We start from the raw sequence: 19,862 nt of genomic DNA on the forward strand, positions 1-19,862 counted from the left end.
GTCGCGGATGATATGCGCACCCACGGATGCGTTCGTTAGGTGGGCAGTTTCGTCCTGATTTCGGACGCTACTAGCGTGTGAGGCGTGTCAAGCGCTGTGGAACTCACGCCCCCCGGCCCTCGCGGAATTCCTCCCCTGCTCGCGCGGCTCGTCGACGACTCGGCGCTCTTCCCGCCCACCGAAGTGCCCATGGCCGAGGCGCTGCAGGCGCACCTCACGCACCGCGCGGGCGAGCACGCCGGGATGCTCGGCGTCTTCCTGTGCCAGGCCTCCCGGCTCCCGGAGCTGATCACCGAGCTGATCAAGATCAGGCCGAAGTCGCCGCTGCCCCTTTCACTGATCATCGACACCGGGCTGGGCGGTGTGCCCAAGGCGATCTCGATCGTCGAGTCGCGCAACGAGCTGCTCGCGCTGCGCATGGTCGAGATGCCCGCGCCGTCGGACGTCGACGAGGTGTGGCTCGAGCGCGTGTCCGAGTTCGTTCCCGAGGACGTGGTCCGGGTCGTCGAGCCGCGGCGGGGCGTCGGCTGGCTCGACGGCGTCCGCAAGGTGATCGAGCACGGCAGCTGGCCGAAGATCCGGTGCGGGGGCGTGTCCAGCGAGAACTTCCCGAGCGTCGACGAGGTGGCGGACTTCCTCGCGGTGGTGAGCGGGTCCTCCGGCGCTCAGTTCAAGGCGACGAACAGCCTGCACCGCGCCGTGCGGCACACCGACGCCGAGACCGGCTTCGTCCACCACGGCTTCTTGAACCTGCTCGTCGCGTCGGCCCGCTGCCTCTCCGGCGGGAACGTGCGCGAGGCGCTGACGTCGACCGACGGCGAGGCGCTCGCGGCGGAGGCGAGCGCGTTGTCCGAACCGGCCGCGAAGGCCGTGCGTTCGCTGTTCGCGTCGTACGCCTCGGGCAGCTTCGCCGAGCCGGTCACCGACCTCAAGGGCCTGGGTCTGCTGTGAGCCGGGAGAGCTCGCTGACCTTGGATCGCGGGCTCGCCCTCCTGCAGGCGGTGGCCGATGCGGGCGGTGACGCCGCCACCGTCTCCGAACTCGCCGCCACGGTCGGTGTCAGCAGGGCCGCCGTGTACCGGTTGCTCGTGCCGCTCGCCGAGCGGGGGCTGGTGTGGCGGGACGGCAGCCGCGTGCGGCTCGGGGCCGGTGTGCTGCGGCTGGCCGAGCAGATGTTGCCGCAGCTGCGGGAGGCGGCACGCCCGGTGCTGCGGGAGCTCGCCGACTCGCTCGGGGTGACCGCGCACCTGTCCGTCGCCGACGGCGACCAGCTGCACGCCATCGCCGTGGTGGAGCCGTCGTGGACGGCCTATCACGTCGCCTACCGGGTGGGCAGCAGGCATCCCGCCGGGCGCGGGGCGGCGGGCAGAGCGCTGACGCTGCGGCCGCGCGGCCGCGGCTGGGCCGCGGCGTCGGGTGAGCCGCAGCCCGGCACGTACGGCGTGGCCGCGCCGGTGCGCGGGGTGGCGGGGCTGCGGGCGAGTGTCGGGGTCCTGTCGCTGGAGCCGCTGGACACCGGGATGGTCGGGCCCCGCACGGTGGAGTCGGCCACGGCGCTGACCGAGGTGCTGCGCGGCTGAGCGGCGGTCAGGCGAGCAGCGCGTGGCCCAGGGCGAAGACGGCGAACCCGGCGAACACGAAGCCCGCCACACGCTGCAGCAACCGGGGCCGGATCCGGCCGCGGATCTTGCGCCCGATGAGGGTCGCGAGCCCGGCCACGCAGACCAGTGCGGCGAACGAGCCGAGGCCCACCGCGAACGGCTGGGCGTAGCGGGCGGCGAGTCCCGCGGTGGCCAGCTGCGAGGCGTCGCCCCACTCGGCCGCGAAGAGCACGCCGAACGAGGTCATCGCGGACCGGGCGTAGGTGGCGGGCGCCGCGCCCATGCGTACGGCGTCGTGGGAGCCGTCCTCACCCCGCCGGAAGCCCTCCCGGAGCAGCAGCACCGCGCCGGTACCGAACAACGCGGCCACGACGAGCGAAACGATCGGGTCCGGCAGGAATGTCAGTGCACTGCCGAATGCGACCGCCACCACAGATTGCACCGCGAATGCCGCGGTGACTCCGGCGAATACCGCGGCAGCGCGGAACCGCGTGGTCAGCACGAGCGTCGCCACGAACGTCTTGTCCGGCAGTTCGACGGCTATGACCAGCGCGAACGTGGTGACGAGAGCCAGCAGTGCGGCGGACATCGATGCGGTACACCCCCTTACCTCTTCAACGGTAAAGGTGAAATCGGAGAATGCCCAGCACATAGGAATTGCGAATCGCCGGTTGAGGCGTGGTGGCGCCCATTTCAGGGGTGGACCGGAATGCTTTTTTCGCCGCGCCGAATCCTGATTTTCGGGCGGGGGACCGGATTGCGGTTCCGGTCACCGGGACCTAGGTCCCGGGCACTTCGGGACCACGGGACCTGACGATCGGCCCTGGTGGCGAGCAGGGTGGAGGTCGTGGACATCCTGGAGCTCGCGCGGTGGCAGTTCGGAATCACGACCGTCTACCACTTCCTGATGGTTCCGCTGACGATCGGGCTCTCCGTCCTCGTCGCGGGAATGCAGTCCGCGTGGGTGCGCACGGGTGATGTGCGCTACCTGAAGATGACGAAGTTCTGGGGGAAGCTGCTGCTGGTCAACTTCGCGATGGGCGTGGTGACCGGCATCGTCCAGGAGTTCCAGTTCGGCATGACGTGGAACGCCTACTCCCGGTTCGTCGGCGACGTGTTCGGTGCGCCGCTGGCGATGGAGGGCCTGGTCGCGTTCTTCGTCGAGTCGACGTTCCTCGGTCTGTGGATCTTCGGCTGGGACCGGCTGCCGAAACGCGTGCACCTCGCCTGCGCGTGGGCGTTCTCGCTGGCCACGATCGCGTCGGCGTACTTCATCCTGGCCGCGAACTCGTGGATGCAGCACCCGGTCGGTGTGGAGTTCACCGACGGCAGGCCGACGATGAACTCGATCTGGGCGGTGCTGACCAACAACACCGTGCTGGCCGCGTTCCCGCACACGATCGCGGGCGCGTTCTCGGTGGCGGCCGCGTTCCTCGTCGGGATCGCCGCGTGGCACCTGTGGCGCCGCCGCGCCGCGGCCGACGAGCACCGCGCGGTGTGGCGCTCCTCGCTCCGGCTCGGTGCGTGGGTGGGCGTGGTCGCGTTCGGCGCGCTCGTGGTCTCTGGTGACGTGCAGGGCAAGCTGATGTTCGAGCAGCAGCCGATGAAGATGGCGTCGGCGGAGGCGCTGTGCCACACGGAGGAACCGGCGAGCTTCTCGATCCTGGCGGTCGGGGACGTGACGGACGAGAACTGCGAGAGCGTCAAGACGTTCACGGTGCCCGCGCTGCTGTCGTTCCTCGCCCACGGTGATCTGACCACCGAGGTGAAGGGCGTGCAGGACCTGGTGGGCGAGTACCAGGAGCGGTACGGCACGCACTACCCGGACGACCCGGTGCTCGGCGAGCTGGCCGGCAAGCCGATCGACTACGTGCCAAACCTCCCGGTCACGTACTGGGGTTTCCGCGCCATGATCGGTTTCGGCGCCCTGTCCGCGGGCATCGGCGTGCTCGCCCTGTGGCTCACGCGGCGCGGGCGGATCCCGGAGTCCCGGTGGTTCCCCCGGCTGTCGCTGCTCGGCATCGCGCTGCCGTTCGCCGCGAACAGTGCGGGCTGGATCTTCACGGAGATGGGCAGGCAGCCGTTCGTCGTGGTGCCCAACCCGACGGGGCTGGACGGCGTGTGGATGTTCACCGCGCAGGCGGTGTCCCGGCTGTCGACCGGCGAGGTGTGGGCGTCGCTGCTCTCCCTGACCACCGTGTACCTCGCGCTCGGGGTCGTGGAGGTCTTCCTGCTGCGCAAGTACGTCCGCGGCGGCGTGGACGGCGTGCTGCCACCGAAGCGCTCCGCCACCGACGACGACTCCGACTCCACCGACGACGCGCTCGCGTTCGCCTACTGAGGAGGCCTGCGATGCCGAGCCGAATCCGCCCCAACCCAGCCCCCACCCTCACCGGGGGGCGACCCCGCTGCCAGGCTACCGGGGGCGCGGGGTTCGTGGCGTTCTTACCAGCCAGTTGTGGACAACTCGTGGACTTGTGCACAATATGGGGACAACCCGGCGCGGCGGGGGTGCGGTGATGGATCTCGCCACCGTCTGGTTCTGCGTCATCGCGGCCTTCTGGCTTGGCTACCTCTTCCTCGAGGGCTTCGACTTCGGTGTCGGCATGCTGCTGCCGGTGCTCGGCCGGGACGACACCGAACGCCGCGTCATGATCAACACGATCGGGCCGGTCTGGGACGGCAACGAGGTCTGGCTCATCGTCGCGGGCGGCGCCATGTTCGCCGCCTTCCCCGCCTGGTACGCGGGCCTGTTCTCGGGCGCCTACCTGCCGTTGCTCCTCGTGCTCCTCGCCCTCATCGGCCGCGGGGTCGCGTTCGAGTACCGAGGGAAGGTCGACTCCGAACGCTGGCGCCGCAACTGGGACCGCGTCATCGTGCTCGGCTCGTGGATCCCGTCGCTCGGCGTGGGGCTCCTCCTCGCCACCACCGTGCTCGGCCTGCCCCTCGACGCCGAGGGCAACCGCGCCGGTCCCGCGCTCGCGGCCGTCCGCTGGGACACGCTGCTCGGCGCGCTCGCCGTCGCCGGGTTCTCGCTCGTGCACGGCGCCGCGTTCCTCGCCCTGAAGACCGACGGCGACCTCCGCACGCGGGCCAGGGCGTTCGCGCTCCGCGGCCTGCCGCTCGCCCTGCTGCCCCTGCTGGTGCTGCTGCTCGTCGTCCAGTGGCGCGATGGTTCACTGTGGACGGTCGTGCCGCTGCTGCTGACCCCGGTCGCGGCGCTCGTCGCGTGGTGGCGGCTCGCCGAGGGCAGGGAGGGGCAGGCGTTCGCCGCGCTCGGTGTGGTCATCGGCGCCGCCGCACTGACCCTCTTCGGCGCCCTCTACCCCGACGTACTCCCGTCCACGGGGGACCCGGCGAACTCGCTGACCGTCGCGGAGGCCGCCTCCGGTCCGTACACCCTGACCGTCATCACCTGGGTGGCCGCGTTCGGCGCTCCGGCCGTGCTCGTGTACCAGGGCTGGACCTACTGGGTCTTCCGCAAGCGCATCAGCGTGCGCCACATCCCGGCGGTGCACGTTCCACGATGAGATTTCCCGCCCGCCTTCCCCTTTCCGCCAAGACGTCCACAGTGGACGTCGAGCGGGCGGGAAAGGGTCCGCTCGGCGCGCTGCCCGTACTCTCGCCGGTGGCGCGCCGGGCGCTGACCCACACCGGTGTGCTCGCGCTGCTCGGCGCCGCGGCCCTGGTCGCGCAGGCGTTCCTGCTCGGGTCCGTGCTCGCCGACATCGTCGCGGGGCGCACCGGCGACCTCGGCGGCCGCCTCGCCGCCCTCGCCGCGGTCGTGCTCGCCCGCGCGCTGCTCGGCTGGGCGACCCGCGTGGTGTCCGCCCGTGCCGCCGCCGGTGCCAAGGAGGAGCTGCGCGCCCGGGTCGTCGACCACGCCCTGCGGCTCGGCCCCGAGTGGATCGCCCGGCGCGGCCCCGGCCCGCTGACCGCGCTCACCACCAGGGGACTCGACGCGCTCGACGGCTACTTCACCGTCTACCTGCCCGCCCTCGTCACGGCGGCGGTCGTGCCGGTCGGTGCGGGTGCGGCCGTGCTGCTCGCGGACTGGCCGTCGGCGGTGATCGTCGCGCTCACCGTGCCGCTGCTGCCCCTGTTCGCGATCCTCGTCGGCAAGTACACGGCCGACCGCGTCGCCGGGGCCACCGACGCGGTGCACCGGCTGTCCGGCCACCTGCTCGAGCTCGTCCGTGCGCTGCCCGTGCTCACCGCCTTCCGCAGGGCCGGGGCGCAGGCCGAAGCCGTGCGTCGCGTGTCCGACCGGCACCGCCGTGCCACGCTGTCCACCCTGCGCGTCGCCTTCTCCTCGGCCTTCGTGCTCGAACTCGCCGCGACGCTGTCGGTCGCCCTGGTCGCGGTGGTGATCGGCGTCCGCCTCGTCTCCGGCGACCTCGGCCTCGCCGTCGGGCTCGGTGTGCTGATCCTCGCCCCCGAGTGCTACCAGCCGCTGCGCGCCGCGGGAGCCGCGTTCCACGCGAGTGAGGACGGGCTCGAAGCGGTACGGCGGGTGACGGACGTGCTGGCCGAGCCCGCGCCGGGCACCGGCACCACACCGCCCCGGGGGCGGGTCCTGCGCGTGGCAGGGTTGCGGGTGCGCAGGCGCGACCGGTTCGCCCCGGACGGCGAGTCCTTCACCGCCCGGCCCGGCACCACGGTCCGGCTCGACTCCCCCAGCGGGGCGGGGAAGTCGACGACGCTGGCGGTGCTCCTGGGCTTCGTCCGCCCGCACTCCGGCACCGTCACCGTCGGCGGCACCCCGCTCGGGGACCTCGACCTGGCGGCCTGGCGCCGGCAGATCGCCTGGGTCCCGCAGTCTCCCGCGTTCGCGGGCGGCACCGTCCGCGCCGAACTCGAACTGGCCGCCCCCGGCAACCCGGACCTCGCCGACGTCCTCGCCGAGGTCGGGCTCGCCGGGCTGGCCGACGAGGACGTCGCTCGCCTCTCCACCGGGCAGCGGCAGCGGCTCGCCGTCGCGCGCGCACTGCTGCGGGTCCGGGCCGGGGCCTGGCTGCTGCTCCTCGACGAACCGACCGCGCATCTCGACGCGGATGGTGCCGAGCGCGTCCTCGCCGCCGTCCGCCGCGCCGAACGAGCGGGCGCCGCCGTGGTCCTCGCCGCCCATGAACGATCCCAGGCCGCGAGTCACGAACCCGCCGCCCCGCGGACGAAGGCCGACGGTGCCGACGGCGACCACGAACCGGAGCGGGCCCGCACTGCCCTGCCGCTGCGGGAACTGCTCGGCCGCAGGTTCCTCGCGGGAGCCGCGCTCGGTGCGGCCGCCCTGCTCGCGGGTGTCGCGCTCACGGCGACCTCCGGCTGGCTCATCGCGAAGGCCGCACAGCAGCCGCCGATCCTCACCCTGACCGTGGCCGTCGTCGGGGTGCGGGCGTTCGGGCTCGCCCGCGCCGGGCTCCGCTACGCCGAGCGGCTCGTCACCCACGACGCCGCCTTCCGGATCGCCGGAGAGCTGCGGGTCCGGCTGTGGCGGGCACTCGTCCGGCTCGGTCCCGCGCACACGCTCGGCCTGCGCCGGGGCGAAGGACAGCGCCGCCTCGTCGAGGACGTCGACACCGTGCGCGACCTGCTGCCCAGGGTGCTCACCCCGCCCCTCGTGGTCGCCGCCGTCGGCGCCGGGGCCGTCGCCGTGCAGGCGATGGTCCTGCCCTCCGCCGGTCTCGCCCTCGCCGCCGCGCTCGTCCTCGGACTGTTCCTGGCGCCCTGGCTCGGCCTGCGGACCGAACGGCGGGCCACCGCCGCGCTCGCCGAGGGGAGGCGAGCGGTCTCGGCACGGGTGCTCGCGCTGTTCGACGCCGCGGCCGAACTCGTCGCGTTCGGGGCGCACGACCGCAGCCGGGCCGAGCTCGCCCAGGCCGACACCCGGCTCGCCGCGACCGCCCGCAGGCAGGCGTTCGGCGAGGGCGCCGGCGACGGGATCGCCACGCTCGTGACCGGGCTCGCGGCCGTCGGCGGCGCATGGCTCGCCGCGCGGGCGGTCGCCGACGGGACGCTCGACCCGGTGTTCGCCCCGGTGCTGGCCCTGGTGCCGCTCGCCCTCGGCGAGGTGCTCGCCCTGCTGCCCCCCGCCGTGCGGCACTGGGACACCCTCCGGCAGGCGCGCGCCCGCCTCGCCACCCCGCTGACTTCCGGGGAGCGTGCCCACCGCGCCGGTCCGTCCCCGACCGCGCACCGGCCCGGGCACCTCCGGCTGCGCGGGGTGGACGTGCGCTGGCCCGGTGCCGCCGCCCCCGTGCTCACGGGCGTCGATCTGGACGTGCCCGCCGGCAGCCACGTCGCCGTCGTCGGTGCCTCGGGAGCGGGCAAGTCGACCCTGCTGGCCCTGCTCCTCGGATTCCTGGAACCGGAACGCGGGCACGCGGACCTGCCCGGCACCGTCGCCTGGGCCCCGCAGGAGCCGCAGCTCGTCTCCACCACCGTCGCCGAGAACCTCCGCCTCGCCGACCCGCACGCCACCGACCGCCAGCTCGCCGACGCCCTCGCGCTCGCCGGGCTGCCCGACCTCGACCCGCACACACGCCTCGGCAGCGCGGGAGCGGGGCTCTCCGGCGGGCAGGCACAACGCGTCGCCCTGGCAAGAGCACTGCTCGCAGCAGAGAGCACTGCTCTCGTCCTGCTGGACGAGCCCACCGCGCACCTCGACGAGAGCACTGCTCACGCCGTGCTGGGGAACCTCCGGCGGGAGCTGGCGGGCCGGACGGTGGTCCACGTGACCCACCGTCCGGAGGAGGCCGCCGACGCCGACCTCGTCGTCCGCGTCGACGAGGGGCGGCTCATCGCGCAGGTCACAGCCGGATCGGCGGTGCGGACGGGCGGAGCGGCCTAGCCTTGGTGTTGCTCATGGAACCCACGCTCGCGGCCAGGGCCCTCTCCGCCGCCACCGAGATCACGACCATCGCGCTGTCCGGCGACGACCCGGACGCGGTGCTGGGTCTCGTCGTGCGGCACGCCGCCGAACTGGCCGCCGCCGAGCTGGGCCTGATCATGGTCCGTGCCGAGGACGGCAGGGTGTCGGTCGAGGCGGCGCACGGCGACTCCACGGCCGGGCTGCTCGGCCTGACCCTGCCCGCCGAGTCCGCCGCGGGCCAGGTCGCCGCGGGCGGGGAGCCCGTCGTCACCGCCGACGTCACCAGCGATCCGCGCACCTCCCGCTTCGTCCCGGCGGAACTGCGGAGCTTCGGCCCGTTCGCCGCGGCGCCGTTCGGCACCGGCGGGCGGCCGCTCGGCGTGCTGACCGTGTACCGGCCACGGGATGCCGAGCCGTTCTCCCAGGTCACCGTCGACCTGCTGACCGCCTTCGCCGGCCAGGCCGGGGTGGTCCTCGCCCTCGCCGAGGGCGCGAACGCCCGCCACCGGGTCACGCTGTACCAGGAGCGTGAACGCATCGCCCGCGAGCTGCACGACGTGATCGTGCAGCGCCTGTACGCGGCCGGGATGCAGCTGGACCGCGTGCGGCGCCGGATGCGCAAGCGGTTCGCGCAGGCCGACGCCGAGCGCCTCGGCGAGGCCGTCGACCAGCTCGACCAGACCATCGAGGAGATCCGGGGCACCGTCCGCGCCCTGCGGTCCCCCGACCCGGAGCCGGACACACGCGACGACGTGGCGACCGATCTCGCCGAGTCCGCCCGCTCCGAGGTGCGCATCGCCGGGGAGCTGCTCGGCTACCCGCCGACCCTCGAGCTCTCCGGCGAGCTGGCCGACATCCCCGCCGAACGAGCCGACCACGTGCGCGCCGCACTCCGCGAAGCACTATCCAATGTAGTCAGACACTCCGGGGCGAGCGAGACCAGGGTGACGCTGCAGCGGGACGCCGGTGAAGTCCGGCTCCGCGTGCGCGACAACGGCTGCGGAGTACCCCGGGACGTGGCCAAACGCGGCCTGCGGCACCTTTCCGAACGGGCCGAGGCCGCCGGTGGCACGTTCGTCGTCAACTCCTCGCCGAGCCTCGGCACCCTGGTCGCGTTCGACCTTCCGCTGGACCGCTGAGTCAGCCGGACCCGCCGCGCCGGGCCACCCATGCGGCGGCCTGCGTGCGCCGCTGCATGCCCAGCTTGCCCAGTAGCGAGGTGACGTGGTTCTTCACCGTCTTCTCGGCGAGGAAGAGCCGCTCGGCGATCTCCCGGTTGGACATGCCCTGCCCGATCAGGTCGAGGACATCACGCTCGCGTTCGCTGAGCTGTGCGAGCGCGTCGGGTTCCGCCGGGTGACGCATCTTGTTCAGCAGGCGGGCCGTCGTGACCGGATCCAGCAGCGAATGTCCCGCGGCGACCTCGCGGACGGCATGCACGACGTCCTGGCCGCGCACCTGTTTCAGCAGGTAACCCGACGCACCGGCCATGATCGCGCCCACCATGGCCTCCTCGTCGTCGAAGGCCGTCAGCACCAGGCACCGCGGCGGGTTGGGCCGCGACCGCAGTTCCCGGCACAGCGCCACGCCGTCGGCCTCGCTGTCGCCCAGCCGGACGTCCACCACGGCCACATCCGGCTCGACGTGCATCGCCACCGCGAGTGCCTCGGCGGCGCTGCTCGCCTCCGCGACCACCTCGATGTCGCTCTCGTCGCCGAGAAGTTCCCGCAGGCCCCGCCGAACCACCTCGTGGTCGTCGACGAGCAGCACCTGGATCGCCATACCCCGAGGTTACGCGCTCGCCGACGGGAAGGCGGAAACGCACCAACCCGTATCCGGCATTTCCCGTGCATTAATTTCTCGTGGTGTGAAATGCAAATTGCGTAACACCCGGCGGAGGGGTCAACGATATGGGAGGACATCCGCCGCGTGCCGACGGCGCGCGGTGCAGTTTTCCCCTGTCCTCGAAAGGTAATTCATCGTGTCTTTGTTGCGCCGCACGCTCGTGCTCGCGGCTACCTTCGCCATCGCCGGATTCACTTACGTCGGCACGGCCAGTGCCCAGGATGACTATGACTGCGGTGATTTCACGTATCAGGAAGAAGCGCAGCAGGTGTTCGACTCGGTGCCTGGCGACCCCTACCGACTGGACGCCAACGGCGATGGAGTCGCCTGCGAGGACCTGCCGTCCAAGCCGAAGCCGAAGCCGGAGCCGAAACCGCAGCCCGAGCCCGCACCGTCCACTCAGGACAACCCTGCTCCCGCGGCCACGGACACCGACAAGGACTGCCGTGACTTCGCGAGCCAGGACGAGGCTCAGGCGGTGCTCGACGCGGACCCGAGCGATCCCCACCGCATCGACGGCGACAACGACGGTATCGCGTGCGAGGCACTGCTCGATGGCGGCGAATCCGACCAGCAGGTGACCGTCTACCCGTCCGGCGGGGTGGACACGGGTGGTCGCGGGGACGGCGGCCAGGACGGCGCCGCGCTCGTCACGGTCGGCGGGATCGCGCTGGCCGGTGCCGCGCTGGTGGTCCGGCGGCGCGTGCGGGCCGGGGGCCGCGCGTGACCGGAGTTTCTGGACGGCGGCTCCGGCGGTCCCGTGCCGCCGGAGCCGCCGTCGCCGTTCTCGCCCTGCTCGCGGGCGGCTGCGCCGACCAGGTGACGCCGCCCGGCGCGGGACCGGAGCAGCCGGCGGGCACGTCCGCTCCCGCGGCCCCGGCCACGACGGAGGCCGGACCGGGGCCCGCGGCACTGCCCCGGTCGAGACCGGTCACGCTCGAGATCCCCGCGATCGGCGTGCGCACCGGCGAGATCATCGAACTGGGACTGGAACCCGACGGCGCGCTGGAAGTGCCGGAGGACGCGGTGACCACGGGCTGGTACGACCAGAGCCCCACCCCCGGCGAGGTGGGACCGTCGATCATCGCGGGGCATGTCGACTACGACCACGTGCCCGGCGTGTTCCACCGGCTGCACGAACTCCCGGTGGGCGCGGAGGTCGTCGTCCACCGCGCCGACGGCACGACCGTCCACTTCGAAGTCGACCGGGTGGAGCGGTTCCCGAAGGCGGAGTTCCCGACCGAACTCGTCTACGGCAACACCGAGGCCCCGGAACTGCGGCTGATCACCTGTGGTGGCGCGTTCGACGACTCGTCCGGCAACTACGTGGACAACGTCATCGCGTTCGCCACGATGACGGAAGCCGGGCGGTAGGGAATACCGCCCTCGGTTCCGGTGTTCGGGCGGGCATGAGCAGCGATGGCCGAGGCCGGGTCCGGGTCGAGCGGGGTGCCAAGCGGGTGCGGGTGGTGTTCGCCGGGAAGGTCGTCGCCGACACCACACGGCCGTTGCTGGTGTGGGAGGTGCCGTACTACCCGGCGTACTACGTTCCACGCGCCGACGTGGACACGAGCCTGCTCGTGCCGACCGGCGAGACGAAGCGGTCGCCGAGCCGAGGTGACGGGGTGCTGTCGACGCTGAAGGTCGGCGATCGCGAAGCCCCCGCGGCGGCGACCGAGTACCCCGACTCGCCGCTGGCCGAGCTGCGGGACCACGTCCGGTTCGACTGGGCGGCGATGGACGCCTGGTTCGAGGAGGACGAGGAGGTCTACACGCATCCGCGCAGCCCGTACACCCGGGTCGACATCCTGCCCAGCTCGCGACACGTGCGGATCGAGGTCGGCGGCGTCACCGTCGCCGAGTCGGCGCGGCCGTGGCTGCTGTTCGAGACCGGGCTGCCCACGCGCTACTACCTGCCCAAGACCGACGTGCGACTCGACCTGCTCGAACCCAGCGACACGGTGACCCACTGCCCCTACAAGGGCCGGGCCGAGTACTGGTCCGTGCGTGTCGGCGACGAGGTCCTGCCGGACCTGGTGTGGTCCTACCGCACGCCGCTGCCGGAGAGCGCCCGGATCGCCGGGCTCGTCGCGTTCGCCGACGAACGGGTGGACACCTACGTGGACGGTGTGCGGCAGGAGCGGCCGAACACCCGCTTCTAGCGCGACGGGTGTGCCTGCCAGATCCGCTGGGAGGCCGCCTCCGGATCGGCCGCCACGTCGAGCGGCACGTCCCAGATCCGGGCCAGCGCCGTGTCGGTGCGGTAGGCGGGCCAGCCGGGGTCGCCGGTGGTGGCGAACGACGTCCACGCCGTGCGCATCTCCGCCGAGAGGTACTCCGCGCCGGAAGGCGGGCTCTCGCCAAGCAACAGCAGCCCCAACGGGCTGTCGAAGATCCCGAACGTCAGCGGTAGGTCCAGCCCGTGGCAGGCGCCGAGCATCCCGCCGTACACGGGGGTCGGCCAGGTCAGCTCGGACAGGTAGGTCGTGCCGCCGGCCTCCGCGTGCGCCCGCGCGCACCACGTCGTCGGCATGCGGAAGATCGAGTCGCTGAACACCGTCGTGTAGAGCTCGGTGTCGGACGCGCCGGGGTAGGCCGCGCGGTACTCCGCCACGGCGGAGTCGGGCAGTCCCACCATGCGGACCGCCTCGGCCGGGCCGCGCCCGGACAGGTCCACGCCCATCGTGAACAGCCGGTACTCGTCGCGGTTGAACCCGCAGGCGAACTCGATGTCGCGCCCCGCTCCCTGGCGCATGGCGTGCCACGGCAGTTCCGGCAGCAGGTCGCCGTCGAGCACGGGTGAGTACGGGGTGATGCCCTCCGGGATCGACGACCCCGGTTCGGTGGCCGCCTTGCCGAGCGGCGCGTTCTGCACGCGGTGGATGGCCTCCGGCGGGATCCGGGCCAGCGCTTCGGCGGTCGCGGGCACACCGAGTTCGCCGGTGATCCGCTCGCCGATCCGGCGGGCCTCGTCCTCGGCGAAGAACCGCCCGGGAACGCTGTGCGCGATCGCGCGCCGGAACAGGCCCCGGGCCGCTCGTGCGGTGGTCAGCGTCAGCACGCCGCCCGCGCCGGCCGACTCGCCGAAGACCGTGACGTTGCCCGGATCACCGCCGAACCGCGCGATGTTCTCGTGCACCCAGCGCAGGGCGGCGAGCTGGTCGAGGAACCCCCGGTTCGCCGGGGCGTCCGAAAGCCAGCCGAAGCCCTCGTAGCCAACGCGGTAGTTGAAGGTGACCACGACGACCCCGGCCGCGGCGAGCGTGGCGCCGTCGTACATCGGTTCGGCGGCGCTGCCGAGCACGTAGGCGCCGCCGTAGATCCACACCACCACCGGCAGGCCGGAGCCACCCGGGTCGGGAGTCCACACGTTGACGCTCAGGCAGTCGGTGCTGTCACCCGGCTTCCACGCCGAGGGCATCCCCGGCATCAGCGTCGACTGCGGCGGCGGGGCGGTGAACGAGGTGGCGTCGCGCACCCCGTCCCAGCGCTCCGGCGGCGCGGGCTCCCGGAACCGGCGCTCACCGTCCAGCGGTGCGGCGTAGGGGATGCCCTTGAACACGCTGACGTCGTCGCCCGGCGTTCCGCGCACCGCGCCGTACCGGGTCTGTGCGATCAACTCCACGCGTCCATCTCATATCAGGAAAGCTGTCATCGGAGAAGGCCCGTGCTGTCACGTGAACAGGATCAGCGCACGGCAGCGGATCGCTCAGCTGACCATCCGTTCGAGAAAGTCCTGGGTCTCAGGGTCGGTGGAATACACACAGGCTCCACGCATTCCCCTTGTCAGCAGCACCTTGTATGTGTTGCGCGTCAACGCCTGGAACTCGGGTTCACTAGCGCGCCGGAGATTCGGGTCCTTGCTGAACTCCCTACGGGCAACCCATTGCTCGCCGCGGCGAACGAAGTCGGGACCGAGTATCACGCCCGCCCAGTCGTACTCGAAGCCCTGCGCGGTGTAGATGCAGCCGACCTGACCGAAGCCTCGATCGTCGGATGCCCAGTAATAGGACTCGGGAGCGTCCGGCACTCTCTTTCCCGGCTTCGCGTTCCAGGGGCGTCGCCAATCACCGATCTCCACGTCGGGGACCAGTGTCTTGCCGGTCGACGTGGCCACCGGGTCGCTCCATGGCCAGCAGTACCCGGCTGCCATCCGTGCCGTGCCACCAAGCTCTTCGGACTTGTGGAGAAGCCAGGACTCCAGCGCGGCTGGGGAACCAGCACTCGTTAGAACGAACTCGTCGTCGAGCGGGGTGGCGACATTGCTCCATCGAACAGGCGGAAGCTGGGTGAGGCCGAGCAATCGGGTCACCCACGTGTCAAAGGCGATCGATCCGCCGCAGCGGTACTGCCCTTCCAGGTGAACGACATCGACTCGGCAACCGAGCGCGCGTGCTGCTCCGGTGATCTCCGCCACGGATCCCATCTCGCCCGGCCGCACGGTCTGATTCTCATCGAGCAAGAAGACCGGAACCCAGGCCACGTCGATGAGTTCGTCGATCTGACGCCCGGCGCGTGCCCGTGCCTCTCTCGACGTGTAGCGATTCACGCTTTGCTCGCGAATACGGTGCGCTTCGTCGCAGATCAGTACCTCGATCTCCCGCTTGCCGGAGTCCATGTAGCTGTTGAAGAACTTGAAGAGGGACTTCACGCGGTTGTCTCGGTGACCGGCGATCCTGCGCATGGTGTTGGTGAACGCGCTCGAGCCAGTCGCATGGTGGACGGTTCGACCTTGCCGAGCGAGTTCTCCGAGCAGACTGAGTGCGATGACGCTCTTCCCGGAACCGGGGCCGCCGATGACGACTACGGCCGTCTGCGTTCTGGCCGCCCGTGCGCGCTCTACGGCCTGCTGCACCAGTTCGTATGCGACTTTCTGCTCATCGAGCAGAACGAACTGTTCGCGATCACGTATCTCGTTCGCCGCCAAGTTGAGCAGCGGTTTCGTTGGAGCGTGTGTGAAGTTCAGGAACTCGTCCGCTGCCCGCTGAGCGTCCGGACGGCCGGAGTCCACGTCGAGCAGGGACCGCAGGTATGTGGTCAGCTCTGCCTTGGTGTCGAGGGTGTAAAGGCGGCCGAACTGGCTCGGCCGGTATTGACGCAATGACGACACCGCATTCGACAGGGCGTTGTGCAGATAAGCGACGCCGTGCACGGTGTCCGGTCGCTCCGCGAGCGCGGGCGTCGAGTCGACAAGGTACTCACAGTACGAACGCACCTGCTCGACCGGATGAAGTACGGGCTCGGCATAGGTCGAGATGGTGACCAGTTCGGCGGCCAGTAACTCTGCTCGCGACCACTGTTTGAGTTCCACGAGGACATAGCTGGCACGCCCAGTGCGGGGGTGGATGCCGCAGAGCACGACGTCCACCCGTTTCGGGCTGTGTGGCAACTTGTGCTCGAGGAGCACTTCGACATGCCCGAGGCCGCTGTCCACCAGGTCGGCGAGCAAAACGGGGATGCTTCGGCGCCACGATTCGACCTCACTACTGCCCGTTCGGGATTCCCATTGGAACTTCGCCTGCTTCGCCAGAAGCACGTGTAGCCGGTCCGCTCTCGCCTCGGTGAGCAATTCGGCCGCACTTTGCCGGACAAGAGCCACTTGGTTCCCCCACTGGGCACACGTGTTCCACGTGCGGGTGGGGGCAGCGACGAAGTGGCTACTTCGGTGCCCGTCGGGCCGCGACCAACAAGGCTAGTGGATCAAGCCACGATCAAGGTCGCGGTACCGGAAACCGGTGTTCGTTGCGGTCGATCTTCGCGTCGGCGGCCGCCAGCAGGTCCACGCCGAGCACGTCCGCGAGCCGTAGCAGGTACAGCGTGACGTCGGCGATCTCGTCGAGCACCTCGGCCCGCAGCCCTGGCTCGTCCATCGCGGCCGCCGCCTCCTCCGGCGTGAGCCACTGGAACAGCGCGGTCAGCTCGCCCACCTCCCCGGACAACGCCATGACCAGGTTCTTCGGGGTGTGGTACGGGTTCCAGTCGCGGGCGTCGGCGAAGTCGCGCAGACGCTGGATCAGCTCGTCGAGGGTCACGGCCACTCCCTACCACGTCCCGCCGCCACTACCCGTTCGGATTACTTTCTGTACCCGCGCCGCCACGCTTGGTTTACTCGATCGCGACTGGAAGGGGTGGTATGGCCGAGTGGCGGCAGCAGGCTGCCCGGGCGGTCGAGTCCGAGCTCGGACACGTCCGGCAGACCGGGGAATGGTGTGATCTCGGCACGCTGGGGGATGCGGGCGACGGCATTCCCGCCGTCGACCTCCGCGGGCAGCGGATCGATCCGATCGATGACGTCTTCCTCGCCGGACCGGACGGTCCGCGAGCGGGGGCCTCGGTGCCCGTGCGGGCGGAGCTGGCCGACGGGGTACTGCACATCCGCGCCACCGGTCCGTGGCCGCCTGGTTGCGAGCACGTCTGGGTCCGCCGGGTGCCCGCCCGCGAGCGGCTCGACCGGTTCGCGCGCGAGCTGCGGGCGCTCGGCCCCGCCCCGCTGGCCGACCGGCTCGCCGAGGGAGCGCTCGATCCCGCGCCGGCGTGCGACGATCCCCACGAGGCCGCCTACCGTGCCTGCTTCGAGCCCGGCGTCCGCCTGGTGTGGGGGCCGCCCGGCACCGGCAAGTCCCGGCTGGTCGCCGAGGCCGCAGCCGAGCTCACCCGCGCGGGGAAGCGGGTGCTCGTCGTCCGCGCCGACCAGCGCGAGGTCGGCTGGACCGACGAGGACCCGGAGCGCGCGGCCATCCAGCGCAACCTCGTCGAGCTGGCCGAGGCGGAAGCCGAGCTCGCCGACCTGACCGAGAAGCTCAGAGGTTACGACCACACGGCCTTTCTCGCCGCGGGCCGCCGCATCGAGGGCACCGACCGGGCCGAGGAACTGGCGACCGAGTTCACCGAGGTGCGAAGACGGCACGAGGTGGCTGCCGCACTGCTCACCGAGGCACAGGGTCGCCTGCGTGCGGCGCGGGACGCCTGGGACGACTCCGAATCCGCGCGGCGCGACCTCGCCGAGGCGACGGTCCTCTCCGAACGGCTCGCCGTCCTGGAGACCCGCGTCGCCGAACTCGTCGACCGGCTCGACGGCAGGCGTCGTTACCGCGGCAGGCGGGCCGACCGCAAGGCCCTCCGCTCGGCGCAGACCGAGCGCGCCGACCTGCTGTCGGCCGTCACGGAACTCCGGGAACGCGCCCACCCGTGCACCGACGAGGACCTCCAGCGCCTCGCCACCGATCTCTCGGCCGCCCACGAGGCGCTGGACGCCGCCGCGAGCCAGGAGGCCGATGCCCACCTCGAGCTCGAACGCCTGCGCGGCACGATCGCCCGCCTCCGCTCCGCCGGCGTCGCCACCGACCAGGACCGGCGGTTCCACGCCGAATGCGTGCGGCGCGATCTGCCCGGTCTGCACGCCCTCCGCGAGCGGCTGCGCAACGAGGGGCCCGACCGGGCCGCGCTGCGGGGCAGGCTCACCGAACGCCTGTGGTGGCTCAGTGAGCGGGCATGCCGGAGCAGGAACGAGGCCGAGGCCGCCGCGTGGGACACCGCGGACCTCGTCACCACCACCCTCGCCAGGCCCATCCCGGCGACCCGCTCGTTCGACGTGGTGCTCGTCGACGACGCTGGTTCGGCCCGCCTCGCCGATGTCCTGCTCGCCGTCGCGCGGGCCCGCGAGACGGCCGTCGTCTTCGGCGACTTCCGCAGGCCAGGACCCCGAGTGCGGCCCGCCGCGCTGAAGACCGTCCCCGAGGTGCGCGACTGGCTGCTCACCACCCCGTTCGGTCGCTGCGGCATCCGCGGACCCGCCGAAGCCGAACAGCACCCCGGCTGCGTGGTGCTGACCCGCCAGTACCGGTTCGGCCCGACGGTCACCGCGCTCGCCAACAGCACCGGCTACCACGTGCTCGAGGACGGGGAGGCCCGCGACACCGAGGTCGTGCTGCTGGACACGGCGGGCGCCACGCCCGACCGGGCCTGCCTCGCCCGTTTCGCCGAGCGGGAGGCCCACCTCGCCGTCGTTGCCCCGCACCAGGCGGGCGCGAGAGCGTGGCTCGGCGTTCTGCGCGACCGGCTCACCGTCGCCGTCGGCACCGCGCGCACCCTGCCCGGCCACGAGTACGACACCGTCCTGCTCGACCTCACCGAGGACGACTGGCGGGACCGGGTGCGGTCGTTCGCCTCCGCGGTCACGCGGGCCCGGCGCAGGCTGTTCCTGCTCGCCGACCTGGAGTCGGTGCGCACCGCGCCGATCGGCACCCCGCTCGGCGCCGTCAACGCCCTCCGGTTGCAGGGCTCGATCGCCGTGCGCCGGCTCGACAGCCTGCCCATTCCGGCTCCCCGTCGGCCACAGTCCGCTACCGATCGGCCCGTTCCGGTGACCCCCAATGGCACTATGAGCGGGTGACCCGCCAATCGGACCTGCGCGCGTTCCTCCGTTCGCTCGACGTGGACACGCTGGCCGACCTGCTGTGCGAGCAGGCCGAGCGTGACCCGGAGCTGCGTAAACGCCTCCTGGCGCAGGCGGACGGCGCCGAAGGCGGTGAGCTGGCGCAGGTCAGCGACCTGCTCGACTCCGCCGTGCGGACGGCGGAGTCCGTGCAGATCGCGTCGGTGCTCGACACCCTGCAGCGGCTCCTCGACGCCGGGACCCGGGCCGACGTGGCACCGCTGGCGCGGCGCGCGGTCGACAAGATCACCAAGGCGCTGGAGGACCTGGACGACCCGTCGGGCGTGGTCGGCGACCAGCTCGACCGCGCGGTGTCGCTGTACGCGCGCGCCTGTGCCGCGCATCCACCGGATCCGGAGGAGCTGGCGGGCTGGATCCTCCGCGTCGAGTTCGAGGGCAGCGGCCGTCCGCAGCTCTCCCTCGCCGAGTTCGCCACCCCGCTCGGGGAGCGCGGGCTCGCCAAAATCAAGTCCACTGTGGAACGTGTACTGGCCGAGCGCGGGGCCGGGGCGGAGCCGCGCAGGCAGCTCGCCCGGCGGCTGAACCAGGAACTGGCCGAGGTCACCGGAGATGTCGACGCCGTCGTGCGGATGCTCTCCGAGCAGCTGCCCCGGCTCGACGTGAGCCTCAAGATCGTGCGCGTGCTGCGTGCGGCGGGCAGGCACGCGGAGGCGATCGCGCACGCGGCGAAGGCCCTCGGCAACGACAACGGTGCGCGGCGGGGACCGGTGGTCGACGCCCTCGAACGGGCGCGCTCGCCGGAACCCGCCGAGGCCGTCCGCCTGCTGCTGGAGCAGGACCGCCCCGGCGAGGCCTGGGAGGCCGCCGCCGGACATCCGCCCTCGGCCGTCATCGGCATCTACCGGCAGCACATCGAGCGGCTGATCGAGACGAGGGACGCCGAGCGCTACGCCCAGGCCGCGAAACAGCTGCGCCGCCTGCGCACGCTGCACCGGAAGGCGGGCACCCCCGACGAGTTCACCGCCTACGTCGCGGAGCTCGTGGAGACCCACAAACGCAAGACCAGGCTGCTCGCGGAGCTTCGCAACGCGCGCATCGCGCTGCCGAGGACCGCCCGTTCGGCGGCGGCGACCCGGCGATGAAAACATGAGCG

General features: G+C 72.0%; 16 protein-coding genes. 11 read left to right on the plus strand and 5 right to left on the minus strand.

Annotated features, from left to right (window positions below; translation table 11 throughout):
- Window positions 1–96: 96 nt before the first annotated feature.
- Window positions 97–951 (plus strand): hypothetical protein, encoded by an 855-nt coding sequence (locus tag B0I33_RS14915; RefSeq protein ID WP_281259414.1) that lies wholly within the window; start codon window positions 97–99, stop codon window positions 949–951.
- Complete coding sequence (locus B0I33_RS14920; protein ID WP_106179342.1) at window positions 948–1,580, plus strand: IclR family transcriptional regulator; 633 nt, start codon at window positions 948–950, stop codon at window positions 1,578–1,580. The genes B0I33_RS14915 and B0I33_RS14920 overlap by 4 nt, the downstream gene beginning before the upstream one ends.
- A 7-nt stretch (window positions 1,581–1,587) precedes the next feature.
- Here the strand turns inward: B0I33_RS14920 and B0I33_RS14925 are convergent, their stop codons facing one another.
- On the minus strand, window positions 1,588–2,190 hold the full coding sequence (locus B0I33_RS14925) for a TMEM165/GDT1 family protein (protein WP_106179343.1): 603 nt from the start codon (window positions 2,188–2,190) through the stop codon (window positions 1,588–1,590).
- A 258-nt stretch (window positions 2,191–2,448) separates the two neighbouring features.
- Between B0I33_RS14925 and B0I33_RS14930 the strand changes: the two genes are divergently transcribed.
- The 4 genes from B0I33_RS14930 (at window position 2,449) to B0I33_RS14945 (ending at window position 9,608) form a co-directional block, all read left to right on the plus strand.
- Entirely contained in the window at window positions 2,449–3,942 is a 1,494-nt protein-coding gene (locus B0I33_RS14930) for a cytochrome ubiquinol oxidase subunit I (RefSeq protein WP_106179452.1), read from the plus strand.
- A 178-nt stretch (window positions 3,943–4,120) separates the two neighbouring features.
- On the plus strand, window positions 4,121–5,131 hold the full coding sequence (cydB, locus tag B0I33_RS14935; RefSeq protein ID WP_106179344.1) for a cytochrome d ubiquinol oxidase subunit II: 1,011 nt from the start codon (window positions 4,121–4,123) through the stop codon (window positions 5,129–5,131).
- Window positions 5,128–8,448 carry a thiol reductant ABC exporter subunit CydD gene (gene cydD / locus B0I33_RS14940; protein WP_106179345.1) on the plus strand — a complete coding sequence of 1,107 codons (3,321 nt, stop codon included), beginning with the start codon at window positions 5,128–5,130 and terminating at the stop codon, window positions 8,446–8,448. Before cydB ends, cydD begins: the two co-directional genes overlap by 4 nt.
- 14 nt (window positions 8,449–8,462) lie before the next feature.
- The gene (locus B0I33_RS14945) at window positions 8,463–9,608 is read left to right on the plus strand and encodes a GAF domain-containing sensor histidine kinase (RefSeq protein ID WP_106179453.1); all 1,146 of its coding nucleotides are present in this window, start codon (window positions 8,463–8,465) and stop codon (window positions 9,606–9,608) included.
- Window position 9,609: 1 nt separating this feature from the next.
- On the opposite strand, the gene B0I33_RS14950 is transcribed toward B0I33_RS14945, so the two are convergent.
- Entirely contained in the window at window positions 9,610–10,251 is a 642-nt protein-coding gene (locus tag B0I33_RS14950) for a response regulator (protein WP_106179346.1), read from the minus strand.
- Between the two features lie 208 nt (window positions 10,252–10,459).
- Between B0I33_RS14950 and B0I33_RS14955 the strand changes: the two genes are divergently transcribed.
- From B0I33_RS14955 to B0I33_RS14965, 3 genes are read left to right on the plus strand one after another with little or no spacing between them, the layout of a single operon-like run.
- Window positions 10,460–11,041, plus strand: a complete 582-nt coding sequence (locus tag B0I33_RS14955) for an excalibur calcium-binding domain-containing protein (protein WP_425440477.1) — start codon at window positions 10,460–10,462, stop codon at window positions 11,039–11,041.
- On the plus strand, window positions 11,038–11,688 hold the full coding sequence (locus B0I33_RS14960; protein ID WP_245900689.1) for a class F sortase: 651 nt from the start codon (window positions 11,038–11,040) through the stop codon (window positions 11,686–11,688). The genes B0I33_RS14955 and B0I33_RS14960 overlap by 4 nt, the downstream gene beginning before the upstream one ends.
- Window positions 11,689–11,723: 35 nt before the next feature.
- Window positions 11,724–12,476, plus strand: a complete 753-nt coding sequence (locus B0I33_RS14965; RefSeq protein WP_106179348.1) for a DUF427 domain-containing protein — start codon at window positions 11,724–11,726, stop codon at window positions 12,474–12,476.
- Here the strand turns inward: B0I33_RS14965 and B0I33_RS14970 are convergent.
- From B0I33_RS14970 to B0I33_RS14980, 3 genes are all read right to left on the minus strand, one after another.
- Window positions 12,473–13,939: a carboxylesterase/lipase family protein gene (locus tag B0I33_RS14970; RefSeq protein WP_106179349.1), complete on the minus strand. Its 1,467-nt coding sequence runs from the start codon at window positions 13,937–13,939 to the stop codon at window positions 12,473–12,475. The genes B0I33_RS14965 and B0I33_RS14970 overlap by 4 nt on opposite strands.
- Window positions 13,940–14,023: 84 nt before the next feature.
- Complete coding sequence (locus B0I33_RS14975; RefSeq protein ID WP_342750065.1) at window positions 14,024–15,850, minus strand: DUF2075 domain-containing protein; 1,827 nt, start codon at window positions 15,848–15,850, stop codon at window positions 14,024–14,026.
- A 175-nt stretch (window positions 15,851–16,025) separates the two neighbouring features.
- Entirely contained in the window at window positions 16,026–16,346 is a 321-nt protein-coding gene (locus B0I33_RS14980) for a nucleotide pyrophosphohydrolase (protein WP_106179455.1), read from the minus strand.
- Between the two features lie 101 nt (window positions 16,347–16,447).
- On the opposite strand from B0I33_RS14980, the gene B0I33_RS14985 reads away from it, so the two are divergent.
- Together B0I33_RS14985 and B0I33_RS14990 are read left to right on the plus strand one after the other, a co-directional pair.
- Window positions 16,448–18,706, plus strand: a complete 2,259-nt coding sequence (locus B0I33_RS14985) for an AAA domain-containing protein (RefSeq protein WP_106179351.1) — start codon at window positions 16,448–16,450, stop codon at window positions 18,704–18,706.
- Window positions 18,703–19,851 carry a DUF6880 family protein gene (locus tag B0I33_RS14990; protein ID WP_106179352.1) on the plus strand — a complete coding sequence of 383 codons (1,149 nt, stop codon included), beginning with the start codon at window positions 18,703–18,705 and terminating at the stop codon, window positions 19,849–19,851. The genes B0I33_RS14985 and B0I33_RS14990 overlap by 4 nt, the downstream gene beginning before the upstream one ends.
- Window positions 19,852–19,862: the final 11 nt, after the last annotated feature.

It is taken from the genome of Prauserella shujinwangii (assembly GCF_003001955.1).
GTDB lineage: Bacteria > Actinomycetota > Actinomycetes > Mycobacteriales > Pseudonocardiaceae > Qaidamihabitans > Qaidamihabitans shujinwangii.